The organism is Pseudomonas sp. Bout1 (genome assembly GCF_034314165.1).
GTDB lineage: Bacteria > Pseudomonadota > Gammaproteobacteria > Pseudomonadales > Pseudomonadaceae > Aquipseudomonas.
In genome coordinates this window covers 1,577,525-1,592,053 of record NZ_JAVIWK010000001.1, presented here as the reverse complement: position 1 = coordinate 1,592,053, position 14,529 = coordinate 1,577,525, and the positions used below count along the sequence as shown (strand labels likewise).

Genomic DNA, 14,529 nt, shown 5'->3' with positions numbered 1-14,529 from the left:
CTCCCACATTTTGATTTGCGTCGTACTCAGGCCAGGTAACCATCTGCTCGCAGCAGGGTTTCCAGGCAGTGCTCGGTGATGGTGTAGAACGCTTTCAGCTCCTGGATTTTCACCAGGAGTTGAGCGTTATCCACCGGCTCGGCGCGCTTCACGGCGAGGATCATCTTGTTCTTGTTGGTGTGTTCCAACGAGATGAACTCAAACACCTTGGTCTCATAGCCGCACGCTTCAAGGAACAACGCACGCAGGCTGTCGGTCACCATTTCCGCCTGTTGGCCCAGGTGCAAACCGTACTGCAGCATCGGCTTGAGCAGCGCCGGGCTCTGGATCTGCAAACGAATCTGCTTATGGCAGCACGGCGAGCACATGATGATCGACGCACCGGAGCGGATGCCGGTGTGAATCGCGTAGTCGGTGGCGATGTCGCAGGCATGCAGGGCGATCATCACGTCCAGCTCGCTGGGCGCCACGCTGCGCACATCCCCGCATTTGAACACCAGCCCCGGGTGGTCCAGGCGGGCGGCGGCGTTGTTGCACAGGGTCACCATGTCTTCACGCAGTTCTACGCCGGTCACTTCGCCTTCGGCGTTGAGGGTGTTGCGCAGGTAGTCGTGGATGGCAAACGTCAGGTAGCCCTTGCCCGAACCAAAGTCTGCGACGCGCACCGGCTGGTCGAGCTTCAGCGGTGAAGTGGTCAGCGCATGGCTGAACACTTCGATGAACTTGTTGATCTGCTTCCATTTGCGCGACATCGCGGGGATCAGCTCGTGCTTGGCGTTGGTCACGCCAAGGTCAGCGAGGAATGGCCGGGTCAGGTCCAGGAAGCGATTTTTCTCGCGGTTGTGCTCGGCAGAGGGTGCCTCGCGCAGTTGTTGCGGCTTGCTTTTGAACAGCGAGCTTTTGTTCTTCTTGCTGTATTCCAACTGGGCTTCGTCGGTCACCGAGAGCAGGTGCGCGTTCTTGAACGAGGCCGGCAACAGCTCGGCAATCGCCGCTACGCCGTCTTCCAGCGAGAAGTTCTTGGTGATGTCGCGGGTCTTGTAGCGGTAGACGAAGGACAGGCAAGGCTGATCCTTGACGGTCAACTGCTTGATGATCAGCTTCTGAAGATCAGGCTCGGTGCCGACGTACTTGGCCAGCACCAGCTTGATAAAGGCGTTTTGCTCAAGGCTCGCGTTCAGCAGTTCAAGGAACTGCGCGTGATGATCCGGCGCGGGGCTGGCAGGTTTAGCGGTGGCAGACATGAACAAAAACGCCTCGGGCAGGGAATGCCGGGAATTTTACACTACTCCAACACCACCAACCGATTCGGCAACTCATTGCGCGCATGAGTCACCGGCACATGCGCCTTGAGCAACTCCCCACAGGCATCAATGCAGCTGATAAACCCGGCCAACGTCTGCCCCTGCTTCACCTGACGGGTGAATTCCTTGACGATCACATCCCAACTGCTGTCATCCAGTCGACTGGAAATACCCTTGTCCACCAGGATTTCCACATACCGCTCGGCCTCACTGACAAAAATCAGCACCCCGGTACTGCCCAGCGTGTGGTGCAGGTGCTGCTCCAGAAACTGCCGCCGCGCCAGGTTGGACGCGCGCCAGTGGCGCACCGAGCGCGGGATCAGCCGTGTGGTGACCTTGGGCAGACGGAACACCAGGCACAGCACCACAAACGTGCCCCACTGCGCCAGCAGCAAGGTGTACATGCTCAACCAGCCAGACAAATAGTGAACGATCCCCGGCACCACCAACGCCAACAGGCTGGCCCACAACAGCGGAATGTAGGCGTAGTCGTCGGCGCGGGCCGCGAGCACAGTCACCAGTTCGGCGTCGGTCTGTTGCTCGACCCTGGCGATCGCCTCGGCGACCTGGCGTTGCTCGTGTTGACTCAGTAGTGCCATGGTTGTTGATGCTCTCTAGTTATTGTCATTACCAGCCGCCCGAGGCGCCACCGCCGCCGAAACCACCGCCGCCGCCCCGGAAGCCACCGCCACCGCCGCCTCCCCCGCCGCCACGGCCACTGCTGCTGAGAATCGCCAGCAGGATAGCGCCAACGGGCAGGCCCATGCGATTGCACAGCCACAATACCGCCAGCAGCAGGATAAACAGGCCGAAGGAGATGCCGGGGTTTTGCTTGGCGAAGTTGGCTTCAGACACATGCGCCGGCACGGCCAGCGGATCGCCGCCCACCACTTGCAGCATCGCCGCCACGCCGTCACTGATGCCCTTGCTGTAGTTGCCCGCCTTGAACGCCGGGGCGATCACCTGGTTGATGATCACCCAGGACTGCGCGTCCGTGAGTACGCCTTCGAGGCCATAACCCACTTCGATACGGATCTTGCGCTCATCCCGGGCGACGATCAGCAGTGCGCCGTTGTCCTTGCCCTTCTGGCCGATGCCCCAGGCGCGGCCCAGTTGATAACCGAAGTCTTCAATGGGCACGCCTTGCAGGTCAGGCACGGTGACCACCACGATCTGGTCGCCGCTGGTCTGCTCCAGCGCCTGCAATTGCTGGGTCAGTTGCGCGCGCACAGCCGGGTCGATCATCTGCGCATTGTCGACAACCCGTCCGGTCAACGCCGGGAAATTCAGGGCGGCCTGGGCGGTCAGGCTAAAGGCCAGCAGCACCGCCGCCAGCAGCCAAGCGCGCTTGCCCATCAGAATTTCACTTGCGGCGCTTTATCGGCATCGGCACTGGTGGCCTCGAAGTTGGCGCGGATCGGCAAGTCGCTGTACATCACGCTGTGCCACAGGCGGCCGGGGAAGGTACGGATTTCAGTGTTGTAGGCCTGTACCGCCTGGATAAAGTCGCGACGGGCCACGGCGATGCGGTTTTCGGTGCCTTCAAGTTGCGATTGCAGGGCCAGGAAGTTCTGGTTGGCTTTCAGATCCGGGTAGCGCTCGGACACCACCATCAAGCGGCTGAGTGCACCGCTCAAACCGTCCTGGGCCTGCTGGAACTGTTTGAGCTTTTCCGGGTTGTCCAGGGTGCTGGCGTCTACCTGGATCGAGGTGGCCTTGGCCCGCGCCTCGATCACAGCGGTCAGGGTGTCCTGTTCATGGGCGGCGTAGCCCTTGACCACTTCCACCAGGTTGGGGATCAGGTCGGCGCGCCGCTGGTACTGGTTCTGCACCTGGGCCCAGGCCGCCTTGGCCTGCTCGTCCAGGGTCGGGATCTTGTTGATGCCGCAACCGCTCAACACGGTGCTCACCAATATCAATGCCACGGCCTTCCAGCCCCAACGGTAACCTTGTGCTGCTTGCATGGTGTTTCTCCTGCCAAACCTATGAAATTTACCGACTGACGCGTTAGCTACGGGCTTAGGGCATAATCCGCCACCACCCACTGGATTGCATCGTGCCAATCAGCTAAAAGATGCCCAGCGCCAATAAGAGTTCAGAAGTGTGCTGCATTTATCTGAACAACACCCGAACAACAATAGACGCTCTCCGGTCCCAAGGCTGCGAGAAAGGATTTTCATGAAGAAGCTGTGTTTGCTGGGCCTTGTTGTCAGTTTGGCCACTCATTCCGTATTAGCCGAAACAAAGCCCGCAGTACTCAAGGACAAGGACGCCTTCGTCAGCGATCTGCTCAAGCAAATGACCCTCGATGAAAAGATCGGCCAGTTGCGCCTGATCAGCATCGGCCCCGAAATGCCCCGCGAGCTGATCCGCAAGGAAATCGCCGCCGGCCGCATCGGCGGCACCTTCAACTCGATCACCCGCCCGGAAAACCGTCCGATGCAGGACGCGGCCATGCGCAGCCGGTTGAAGATCCCGATGTTCTTCGCCTATGACGTGATCCACGGCCATCGCACGATTTTCCCGATCAGCCTGGCCCTGGCGTCCAGCTGGGACATGGACGCCATCGGCCACTCCGGGCGCATCGCTGCCCAGGAAGCCGCCGCCGACAGCCTCGACATCACCTTTGCACCGATGGTCGACATCTCGCGCGACCCGCGCTGGGGCCGCACCTCCGAAGGCTTCGGCGAAGACACCTACCTGACCTCGCGCATTGCCGAAGTGATGGTCAAGGCCTTCCAGGGCACCAGCCCCGCCAAGGCCGACAGCATCATGGCCAGCGTCAAGCACTTCGCCCTGTACGGCGCGGTGGAAGGCGGTCGCGACTACAACGTGGTCGACATGAGCCCGGTCAAGATGTACCAGGACTACCTGCCGCCCTACCACGCCGCGATCAAGGCCGGTGCCGGCGGCGTGATGGTTGCGCTGAACTCGATCAACGGCGTACCCGCCACTGCCAACACCTGGCTGATGAACGACCTGCTGCGCAAGGACTGGGGCTTCAAGGGCCTGGCGGTCAGCGACCACGGCGCGATCTTCGAGCTGATCAAGCACGGCGTGGCCAAAGACGGGCGTGAAGCCGCCAAGCTGGCGATCAAGGCCGGCATCGACATGAGCATGAACGACTCGCTCTACGGCAAGGAACTGCCCGGCCTGTTGAAGTCCGGCGAGATCGAACAGAGCGACATCGACAACGCCGTGCGCGAAGTGCTCGGCGCCAAGTACGACATGGGCCTGTTCGCCGACCCGTACCTGCGCATCGGCAAGGCCGAGGATGACCCGGCCGACACCTACGCCGAAAGCCGCCTGCACCGCGCCGACGCGCGTGATGTAGCGCGCCGCAGCCAAGTGTTGCTGAAAAACCAGAACAACACCCTGCCGCTGAAAAAGACCGCGACCATCGCCCTGGTCGGCCCGCTGGCCAAGGCGCCGATCGACATGATGGGCAGTTGGGCCGCGGCCGGTAAACCGGCGCAATCGGTAACCCTGCTGGACGGCATGAATGCGGTGATCGGCGAAAAGGGCAAGGTGATCTATGCCCGTGGCGCCAACATCACCAACGACAAGAAAGTGGTCGACTACCTCAACTTCCTGAACTTCGATGCCCCGGAAGTGGTGGATGACCCGCGCTCGTCCCAGGCGATGATCGACGAAGCGGTCAAGGCTGCCAAAGACGCCGACGTAGTCGTGGCAGCCGTGGGCGAATCCCGTGGCATGTCTCACGAGTCGTCGAGCCGCACCGACCTGAACATCCCGCAAAGCCAGCGCGACCTGATAAAGGCCCTGAAAGCCACCGGCAAACCGCTGGTGCTGGTGTTGATGAACGGCCGCCCGCTGTCGATTGTCGACGAGAACGAACAGGCTGACGCGATCCTGGAAACCTGGTTCGCCGGTACCGAAGGCGGCAACGCAATCGCCGACGTTTTGTTCGGCGATTACAACCCGTCGGGCAAGCTGCCGATCACCTTCCCGCGTTCGGTGGGGCAGATTCCGACCTACTACAACCACCTGAGCATTGGCCGCCCGTTCACCCCGGGCAAGCCGGGCAACTACACCTCGCAGTACTTCGATGACACCACAGGGCCCTTGTTTGCGTTCGGTTATGGCTTGAGCTACACCAGTTTCAGCCTGTCGGACATGGCGCTGTCGTCCACCACCCTGAACAAGACCGGCAAGCTCGACGCCACTGTGATGGTGAAAAACACCGGCAAGGTCGATGGCGAAACCGTGGTGCAGCTGTACATCCAGGACGTGGCCGGCTCGATGATCCGCCCGGTGAAGGAGTTGAAGAACTTCCAGAAGATCATGCTCAAGGCCGGTGAGGAGCGCGCGGTGCACTTCACCATCACCGAGGATGACTTGAAGTTCTACAACACCCAGCTCAAATTTGCGGCAGAACCGGGCGAGTTCAATGTGCAGATTGGCTTGGATTCGCAGGATGTGAAGCAGCAGAGCTTCGAACTGCTCTGATCTAAAGCTGTAAACACGGTCAGTGTGGGAGCTGGCTTGTGTAGGAGCCGGGCTTGTGTGGGAGCCGGGCTTGCCCGCGATTGCATCACCTCGGTGCATCTGAAGTACCGAGGTGCCTGCATCGCAGGCAAGCCAGCGCCCACATTTGATCTCAGCGTTCTGGCTAGCCGCGTCGGTCCAGCAGGTTGACCACCAACCGATCAATCCAGCCCCACACCCGTTGCTTCACCCGTCGCCACAATGGCCGCGATTGCCATGCCTCCAGGCTCACCGCCTGGCTCTTCGCAAAATCCCGCTCGAAACTCCCCGCCACCGCCAACGTCAGCTCCGGGTCCAACGCTTCCAGGTTCGCCTCCAGGTTGAAGCGCAGGTTCCAGTGGTCGAAGTTGCACGAACCAATGCTCACCCAGTCGTCCACCAGCACCATTTTCAGGTGCAGGAAGCACGGCTGGTATTCAAAAATCTGCACCCCGGCCTTGAGCAAACGCGGGTAATAACGGTGCCCGGCATAGCGCACCGACGGGTGATCGGTACGCGGCCCGGTGAGCAGCAAACGCACATCCACCCCGCGCCCCGCTGCCCGGCGCAGTGCTCGCCGTACGCTCCAGGTCGGCAGAAAATACGGCGTGGCCAACCAGATACGTTGGTGCCCGCTGTTCAGCGCACGGATCAGCGACTGCAGGATATCGCGGTGTTGGCGGGCATCGGCATACGCCACACGCCCCAACCCCGGCCCTGTCGCCGGCAGCTTGGGCAAGCGTGGCAGGCCAAAATGCATGGCCGGCTTCCACGCACGACGATCGTCGTTGGCCAGCCATTGACGATCAAACAACGCCTGCCAATCCAGCACCAGCGGACCACGGATTTGCACCATCACTTCGTGCCAGTCGGCGGTGTCTTCTGCGGGTGTCCAGAATTCATCCGTCACGCCGGTGCCACCGACCACGGCGATGGTCTGGTCGACCAGCAACACCTTGCGGTGGTCGCGGTAGAGGTTGCGCATCCAGCGGCGCCAGTTCAGGCGATTGTAGAAACGCAGGTCCACCCCGGCGTCGATCAACCGTCGACGCAAGCCCAGGGTAAACGCCAGGCTGCCGTAGTCATCGAACAGGCAACGCACGCGCACCCCACGTTCGGCGGCGGCCACCAGGGCCTGAACCATCGCCTCGGCACACGCGCCCGCCTCCACCAGGTACAACTCCAGCGCAACCTGTTGCTCGGCCTGGGCGATGCCTTCCAGCATGCGCGGAAAGAAGCTTGGGCCGTCGATCATCAGCTCGAAACGGTTGGCGCTGCGCCACGGGAACACTGCGCCGCTCATGTCAGCGCGCCGTGAAAATCAGGACCGCACCCACCGGCACCGACAGGCTGATCTGCGACAGCCCGGCGGCCTTGCGCAACGCGGCCACGCCCGGCAGCAAATCGAAATCCTCGGCATGCACCACCAACGGTTCCAGGGTGACCACCTGAAAGCGCCGGTCATCCAGACGGGTCGCCAGCAGCTCGGCGCTATAGGTTTGCGTCTTGCCGTGCAGCGTCACCGACAGCGGCAGGCGCAGCTCATATTGCGCGCCGGGAGCCAGGTCGTTGATCGGTTGCAGGTTGATCTGCGCATTGATCACGGCATCGGGGAAGGTCTTGATCTCGAACAGCTCATTGCGCATGCGCTCGTCGCGCAGCGGGATGCCGCTGTTGATCGACTCCAGTTCAACTTCCAACTGCGCCGCGCCTTTGCTGTCGACCTTGCCGTGCAGCACCAGGAAGCGCTGTACTTCGGCGAAGTCAGTGTTTTTGGTGGTGACGAACGACAGGCGCGAGGACTCGTTGTCCAGGTACCAGTCGGCGTGGGCAGGCACGGCGGCAGCGGCCAGCAGCAGGAAGGCCATGGGTTTGAACAGGGACATAAAGACTCGTGGGGCAAAAAACCTGAACGAACAGTAACAAAGACCTCCTGTAGGAGCGAGCTTGCTCGCGAAGATTGCCAACGATGACGCGGGCATTCTGAATGAATGCGGTGCCTGTGAGTTCTTCGCGAGCAAGCTCGCTCCTACAGGGGAACGGTAGTCAGGCCAACGCCTGCTGCACATCGCGAATGGTCGACTCAAGGCTGGCCAGGTGCAAGCTCAACACCCGCTCCACCGGCGCCTGATCCATCGGCCAATGCAGCGCCATGCTTCCCACCAACCGCCCGTTGGCCCGCACCGGCAACGCTACCGCGCGAATCAGGAACGGCAGGCGCACCGGATATTCCCAGTAACCTTCGGTGCGCTGGCCAAAACCCTGGTGCTGGGATTGTTCACACGCCCGGTATTGGTCGTCTTCCGCCACCCGTTCACGGCCGGCCAGGCGCTGCACTTCATCTGCCGACAATTGCGACAGGCACGCCTTGCCCATGGCCGAGTGAAACAGGCTGGCGTGCTGGCCGACGATCTGGCAGTTGTTCGGGTAGAGCTTGCGCAGCACCGTGGGAATCGCGCTTTCCATCACTTCCAGGCGTTCGCCGTCGAAGCTCGACAAGTCCACCACCAGGCCGGTGCGCTCGCTGAGGTCGAGCAGCCACGGCGCGGCGCTTTCCACCAGTTGGCGCTTGAAGCGCTGCTGGGTGTCACCGAACAGGCGTCGGGCCCGCAGGCGGTAACGCCGGTCACTGAGGCCGCGGTAGATCCAGCCCTGCTCCTGCAAGGTCAGCAGCATCCGCGACACCGTGGCCTTGGGTAGGTGAGTCAGGTAATGCAACTCTTCCAGCCCCAGCGCCTGATGCTCGCCGAGCAATTCGATGATCGCCAGTGCTCGCCCCACTGAGCGTACGGTTCCCGTCTCGGCGTCGCTGCCCATGTGTCGATCTCCTTGATGCCGATGGATGATCTGATTCTCACAGCAAGATACAGGCCCGTCGCGGCTCAACCGGTCGAGCCGAGGCAAGTGGGCGGTCGTCGCTGCACCCAGCGGGTCAGTTGTTCGTGGGCATACGCCAGTTGCAACACCGCCCTGTCTGCCTGGGCCGGGCCGATGATTTGCAGGCCCATAGGCAAGCCCCGGGGGTTGAAACCCACCGGCACGTTCATGCTCGGCAGACCGGCCAGCGTAGGTCCGATCACCACTTCCATCCAGCGGTGGTAGGTGTCCATCTCACGCCCTGCGACGATGCGCGGCCAGGGTTGTTGTGCATCGAAAGGGAACACTTGGGCGGTGGGCAACAACAGAAAATCGTAACGTTCGAACAGTTTGCCGAGGGCGCGGTACCAGTCGCTGCGGCTGACCGAAGCCTGGTAGACGTCTGCCGCACTCAACTGCAAGCCACCCTGCACTTCCCATTGGGCTTCGGGCTTGAGCAGCGCGCGTTTTTGCGGGTCGGCATACGCCGCGCCGAGTGAGCCCTGGATCAGCCAATGACGGTGCACCAGCCAGGTCTGCCACAGGCGCTCCAGAGAGAAATCCGGCTGGCAGTGCTCGACCTCGCAGCCCAGCGCAGTGAAGTCCTTGAGGGCCGATTCGCACAGGCTCATCACGCCGTCTTCCATCGGCAGGTAGCCGTTGTAATCCCCTAGCCAGCCGAGGCGTGCGCCCTTGAAGTCGCGCTGCAACGGTTCACCCAACACCGCCGGATCTTCCTTCAGTGACAGCGGTACGCGAGGGTCGTAGCCGGCTTGCACACTCAGCAACCGCGCCACGTCCGCCACACTGCGGCCCATCGGGCCTTCGGTGCCCAGTTGCTGGATGAACAGTTCCGGCGTCGGCCCATAAGGCACGCGGCCGAAGGAGGGGCGCAGGCCAAACACGTTATTGAACGCCGCCGGGTTTCGCAGCGAGCCCATCATGTCGCTGCCATCGGCCACCGGCAGCATGCGCAGTGCCAACGCCACAGCCGCCCCGCCGCTGCTGCCACCCGCCACAAGGCGTGGGTCGTAGGCGTTGCCGGTGGTGCCGAACACGCTGTTGTACGTCTGCGAGCCCAGGCCGAATTCCGGCACGTTGGTCTTGCCAATGATGATCGCGCCGCTGGCCCGAACCCGCGCCACGCTGATCGCATCGTATTGAGGAATGTGCTCGGCAAACAACGGCGAACCCAGGGTAGTGCGCAAGCCTTGGGTGGCCGCCAGATCCTTGATCGCCTGGGGCATGCCGTGCATCCAGCCACGGGACCGGCCCTGGTCCAGCTCTCGGTCGCGCTGCACCGCTTCGGCCAGCACGTCCTCATCGGAGCGCAGCGAGACCAGCGCATTCACCGCCGGATTAAAGCGCTCGACCTGCGCCAGATACGCCTGCATCACTTCATGGCAGGACACCTGCCGCGCGTGGATCGCCCGTGACAGTTCGATGGCGTCCAGCCCAACAATACTCAAGGTTTCACCTCGCTGGAAAACGGCGCCGGTCGTTTCGCCCGGGGCGCCTCATGCATGCAGTAAGTGCCCAGCAGCGTCAGGACGCAAGCGAACAGCACATAAAACGCCGGGGCCACCGGCGTGCCCAGCACCTTACTGAGCCAGGTGACGATCAACGGCGCAAAACCGCCGAACACCATCACCGACACGTTGTAGGCCACCGACACGCCAGTGGAACGTACCTCGATGGGAAACTGCTCGGCCAAAGCCGTCGGCGCCGGGCCGAAAAAACCACCGATGGCGGTGCACAGCATCACCTGCATCACCAGCAAACGCTCGATGGACGGCGCGGCTGCGACCCACACATACAGCGGGTACACCATCACAAAAAACGCCAGGGTGAACGCCATCAACACAGGCCGCCGACCCAGCCTGTCCGACAGCAGGCCGGACAACGGAATCACCACGGTCATCAGCGCCACCGCGAACATCTGCACCATCAACACCTGGTCCAGTGGCAGGCCGAGGTTCTTGTGGGCGAAGGTCGGCATATTCACCAGCACCACGTAGAACGACACCGTCGCCCCACACGCCAGGCCCATCGATACCAAGATGCTGCGGCGGTGATCGCGAATGACCTCCATCAAGCTCGGCGCCGCGCCTTTTGCCTGTTTGCGCGCTTCGATAAATTCCTCGGGATCTTCCATGTGCCGACGGATCCACAAGCCCACCGGACCGATCAGCAAGCCGAAGATGAACGGCAGGCGCCAGCCCCACAGCTCCAGGGTTTGCGGTTCGAAAAAGTGCGTGACCAACGCCACCATCGCTGCGCCGCCAAACACCGCCAGGCACTGCCCCACCAACTGCCAGGAACCGTACAACCCCTTGCGATGGGCCGGTGCGCTTTCCACCAGAAACGCCGTGGCACTGGCGTATTCGCCGCCGGTGGCAAAGCCCTGGAGCATGCGCGCCACCACAATCAGCATCGGCGCGCCCATGCCGATGGCGGCGTAGCTGGGGGCAAAAGCGATCAAGGCGATGGAGATGGTCATCAGCCGGATGATCAACTGCATCGCAGCCTTGCGGCCTTTGCGGTCCGAATACATGCCGAGCAGAATCCCGCCCACCGGGCGCATGAAGAACCCGACGCCAAACGTCGCCAACGCCATCAGCAGCGAGGCGTATTCATCCTCCGAGGGGAAAAACTGCCGGGCGATGATGCTGGCGAGAAAGCCATAAACGATGAAGTCATACCATTCCAGCGCATTGCCGATCACCGCCGCGACCACCTGGCGGGTGCGCGATACACCGTGTTTTGTAGCCTGCATGGGAACACTCCATTCAACCTGTTGGGAAAGGGTCCAGCGGCAGAAAAAAGTGCTCGTCAGGCGGGCTTGAGCCAGCTCTCGGCCAACGCGCCCCAGTAGGCGGCGCCGGTCAACAGGATGTCGTCGTTGAAGTCATAGGCGGGGTTGTGGACCATCGGCCGCGAGACGCCGTTGCCGATAAACAGGTAGCTGCCGGGGCAGCGTTGCAGCATCCAGGCGAAGTCTTCGCTGCCCATCAGCTTGGTGGTGTTGCCATCGACGGCGTCTTCACCGAGCAGGGCGACGCCGACCTGGCGGGCGAATTCGGTTTCATCCGCGTGGTTGACCAGCACCGGGTAGGCCGGGCGATGTTCGATCTGTGCGGTGCAGCCGAAGCTCGCGGCCTGGGTCTGGATGATCGCCTTGACCCGCTCCAGCATCAGTTCACGCACGCTCGCATCCAGGGCGCGCAGGCTCAGGCGCAACAACGCTTGCTGGGGAATCACGTTGGCGGCCTGGCCGGCTTGCAGGGCACCGACGGTGACGACTGCGGCTTCCTGGGCATTGATATTGCGCGCCACCACGGTCTGCAAGGCCATGACCATACTGGCGGCGGCCACCAACGGGTCGACTGTGAGGTGCGGCATGGAACCGTGGCCGCCGACACCTTCGAGGGTCACGGTGATCAAGTCCTGGGAGGCCATCATCGGTCCAACGCGAAGGCCAAGATGGCCGGCGGGCAAGCCCGGCATGTTGTGCATGCCGAACAGTGCATCGCAGGGGAAACGCTCCAGCAAGCCCTCGGCGAGCATGGCTTCGGCGCCGCCCTGGCCTTCTTCGGCGGGCTGGAAAATCAGGTTCAGGGTGCCGTCGAACTGGCGGGTCGCGGCCAGGTAACGGGCGGCGCCCAGCAGCATGGTGGTGTGGCCGTCATGGCCGCAGGCGTGCATGCAGCCGGCGTGTTGGCTGGTATAGGCGGCGCCGGTGTTTTCGATGATCGGCAACGCGTCCATGTCGGCGCGGATACCGAGCTTGCGTGAGCTGCTGCCATTGCGCAGCACACCGACCACGCCGGTCTGGCCGATGCCGGTGTGCACTTCATAGCCCCAATTTCGCAGGGATTGCGCCACGAGGGCGGCGGTGCGGTTTTCTTCAAAGCCCAGTTCGGGGTGGGCGTGAATGTCCTGGCGCACGGCGTGCAGGTCGCTGGCAACATCGCTCAGCCAATCCAGGATGTGCTGGTGTGGGCTCATGGTGATTCTCCTCGCAGGCGGGTGTTCCCGTTCTTTTTCGTTGCACACCGCCAGATAACCGCGATGTGCGCAGGAGGACAATCAAAGGTGGTTCCACCCTGTGGAACCTCAGCCACAGGGTGGGTGTTATCGCTCAGGGTGTGAGGCGGCAGCCTTCGCGCTGGCCCAGCCATTGGGCGCTGTGGGTGCGGCCCAGGCCGCTGGCGGTGACCCGGTGTATTTCCGGGTTGTCGCTGAAGGTGCTGGTGGGCACGTATTGCTTCACATAACCCATGCAATAGTCGGCGGGATTGCCTTCCACGTACCGGCAGGAGCAGTACTCCTTGGCGGTGTAGGCCGCGATGATGTCGGGGAAGGCTTGCAGGTTGACCCGCTCGTGCCAGCCCCAGCCGAGCAGTGCGAGTAGCAGCAAAACCAGCAGGCTGCTGAAGGGGCGACGGCGGATCACGGTTGCACCGCCGCGAGGACGCGCTTGAGCAGTTCATTGTGGCGATAGCTGCCGTCGCGGTCGTCGCCGTAGCGCACGATCACCAGCTGTTTTTCGGGCATCACGAAGAGCGCCTGGCCCCAGTGCCCGAGGGCGGCGAAGGTATCGGCAGGAGCATCCGGCCAGGGTTTGGGGGCGCCCTGCACTTCGCGGTTGAGCCACCATTGGCCGCCGGGGACGGCTTCGTCCTGGCCTGCTTTGTACTTGTCGAAAGGTCGACGGTTGAAGTCGACCCATTCTTTGGGCAATAACTGTTGCTCGCCCCAACGACCGTCCCGCGCCATCAGCAGGCCGACACGTGCCAAATCCCGGGCGGTGAGGTAGGCGTATGACGAGGCGACGAAGGTTTCGTTGGCGTCGCTTTCCCAGGTGGCGTTGCGGATACCCAGTGGCTGGAACAGGGCGGTCCACGGATAGTCGACGTAGGCCTTGTGGCCGAGCATGCCTTTGAGGGTGGCGGACAAAATATTGCTGTCGCCGCTGGAGTAGCGGAAGGCCTGGCCGGGGGCGCTGAAGGTGGCGGTGTCGGCGGTGAACTCGGCCATGTCGTGACGGCCTCGGGTGTAGAGCATTGCGACCACTGAGGACTTCAGTGGGGCGTATTCGTAGTCCTCCTGCCAGTCGAGGCCCGAGGCCCAGTGCAGGAGGTCGGCCATGGTCACGCTGGGGTGTTGTTTCATCGGCGGGTAAAAGCGTGCGGCGGGGTCGGTGAGTTTGAAGCGGTTTTCGCTGAATGCGACGCCCAGGACGGTGGCCATCAGGCTTTTGCTGATGGACCAGGTCAGGTGCGGGGTGCTGGCGGTGGTGGGGGTGGCGTAGCGTTCGTAGATGATTTGGCCGTCGCGGATGACCAGCAGGGCGTCGGTGCGGATGCCTTTGCGGGTGGTGTCGTCGCGGGGTGGGAAGGCGTAGTCATCCAGGGCCTGGGCGGCCGGGCCTGTTAGTTGCTGGCCTTGGGACCAGTCCTTCTGCGGCCAGGTTTCGGCGTGGGCAGTCAGGGTGAACAGCAACGCGGCGTAGAGCAGGCCTTTGAACATGGACTTGGACTCGGGGGGCATTCGAGCCCGCGAGCCTAGCCCAGGGGAATGACGGTTTTGTTACTGGGCCTTCGAGTGGGTACATATCCGTTATTGAGTGATGGCCGCTATGGGTTCCGCTCTTACAGCGGGTCACTTTTGGCAAACGCCCCAAAAGTAACCAAAAGGTCTTTGCCCCACCACTCGGTGCCTCGCTTAGGCTCGGCATGCCCGCAATCAGACCCGTCTCCGCGGGCCGCCGCGACGGGCCATCCATGGCCCGGCGCGGCTAAATCGGCATCCTTGCCGATTTACCCGCTCCACCGTGCCTGCTTGCGGCCATCGTGGTTGACGGGGCCTGCAGATCAAG

The 14,529-nt window shown here is 62.5% G+C and carries 13 protein-coding genes; 1 reads left to right on the top strand and 12 read right to left on the bottom strand.

Annotated features, from left to right (window positions below):
• Positions 1–26: 26 nt before the first annotated feature.
• From RGV33_RS07260 to RGV33_RS07245, 4 genes are read right to left on the bottom strand one after another with little or no spacing between them, the layout of a single operon-like run.
• Positions 27–1,244: an SAM-dependent methyltransferase gene (locus RGV33_RS07260; protein WP_322143683.1), complete on the bottom strand. Its 1,218-nt coding sequence runs from the start codon at positions 1,242–1,244 to the stop codon at positions 27–29.
• A gap of 41 nt (positions 1,245–1,285) precedes the next feature.
• Positions 1,286–1,903 carry a TPM domain-containing protein gene (locus RGV33_RS07255; RefSeq protein WP_322143682.1) on the bottom strand — a complete coding sequence of 206 codons (618 nt, stop codon included), beginning with the start codon at positions 1,901–1,903 and terminating at the stop codon, positions 1,286–1,288.
• Between the two features lie 28 nt (positions 1,904–1,931).
• Positions 1,932–2,660 (bottom strand): TPM domain-containing protein, encoded by a 729-nt coding sequence (locus RGV33_RS07250; RefSeq protein ID WP_322143681.1) that lies wholly within the window; start codon positions 2,658–2,660, stop codon positions 1,932–1,934.
• Positions 2,660–3,268, bottom strand: coding sequence for a LemA family protein (locus RGV33_RS07245; protein ID WP_088426967.1), 609 nt, complete (start codon positions 3,266–3,268; stop codon positions 2,660–2,662). Before RGV33_RS07245 ends, RGV33_RS07250 begins: the two co-directional genes overlap by 1 nt.
• Positions 3,269–3,482: 214 nt before the next feature.
• On the opposite strand from RGV33_RS07245, the gene bglX reads away from it, so the two are divergent.
• Positions 3,483–5,774, top strand: a complete 2,292-nt coding sequence (gene bglX, locus RGV33_RS07240; protein ID WP_322143680.1) for a beta-glucosidase BglX — start codon at positions 3,483–3,485, stop codon at positions 5,772–5,774.
• A gap of 163 nt (positions 5,775–5,937) precedes the next feature.
• On the opposite strand, the gene RGV33_RS07235 is transcribed toward bglX, so the two are convergent.
• The 8 genes from RGV33_RS07235 to RGV33_RS07200 all read right to left on the bottom strand — a co-directional run bounded on the left by RGV33_RS07235 (position 5,938) and on the right by RGV33_RS07200 (position 14,180).
• The gene (locus RGV33_RS07235; RefSeq protein ID WP_322143679.1) at positions 5,938–7,095 is read right to left on the bottom strand and encodes a phosphatidylserine/phosphatidylglycerophosphate/cardiolipin synthase family protein; all 1,158 of its coding nucleotides are present in this window, start codon (positions 7,093–7,095) and stop codon (positions 5,938–5,940) included.
• 1 nt (position 7,096) lies between these two features.
• On the bottom strand, positions 7,097–7,678 hold the full coding sequence (locus tag RGV33_RS07230; RefSeq protein ID WP_322143678.1) for a YceI family protein: 582 nt from the start codon (positions 7,676–7,678) through the stop codon (positions 7,097–7,099).
• 160 nt (positions 7,679–7,838) lie between these two features.
• On the bottom strand, positions 7,839–8,609 hold the full coding sequence (locus RGV33_RS07225) for a helix-turn-helix domain-containing protein (RefSeq protein ID WP_063032738.1): 771 nt from the start codon (positions 8,607–8,609) through the stop codon (positions 7,839–7,841).
• 65 nt (positions 8,610–8,674) lie between these two features.
• Complete coding sequence (locus tag RGV33_RS07220; protein ID WP_322143677.1) at positions 8,675–10,117, bottom strand: amidase; 1,443 nt, start codon at positions 10,115–10,117, stop codon at positions 8,675–8,677.
• Positions 10,114–11,424 carry a citrate-proton symporter gene (locus RGV33_RS07215; protein WP_322143676.1) on the bottom strand — a complete coding sequence of 437 codons (1,311 nt, stop codon included), beginning with the start codon at positions 11,422–11,424 and terminating at the stop codon, positions 10,114–10,116. The genes RGV33_RS07220 and RGV33_RS07215 overlap by 4 nt, the downstream gene beginning before the upstream one ends.
• Positions 11,425–11,480: 56 nt before the next feature.
• On the bottom strand, positions 11,481–12,656 hold the full coding sequence (locus tag RGV33_RS07210) for a M20 aminoacylase family protein (RefSeq protein WP_322143675.1): 1,176 nt from the start codon (positions 12,654–12,656) through the stop codon (positions 11,481–11,483).
• A 133-nt stretch (positions 12,657–12,789) separates the two neighbouring features.
• Positions 12,790–13,104 (bottom strand): amidase, encoded by a 315-nt coding sequence (locus tag RGV33_RS07205; RefSeq protein ID WP_322143674.1) that lies wholly within the window; start codon positions 13,102–13,104, stop codon positions 12,790–12,792.
• A complete protein-coding gene (locus RGV33_RS07200) occupies positions 13,101–14,180 on the bottom strand; it encodes a serine hydrolase (RefSeq protein WP_322143673.1) in 1,080 nt (359 codons plus the stop codon). Before RGV33_RS07200 ends, RGV33_RS07205 begins: the two co-directional genes overlap by 4 nt.
• Positions 14,181–14,529: the final 349 nt, after the last annotated feature.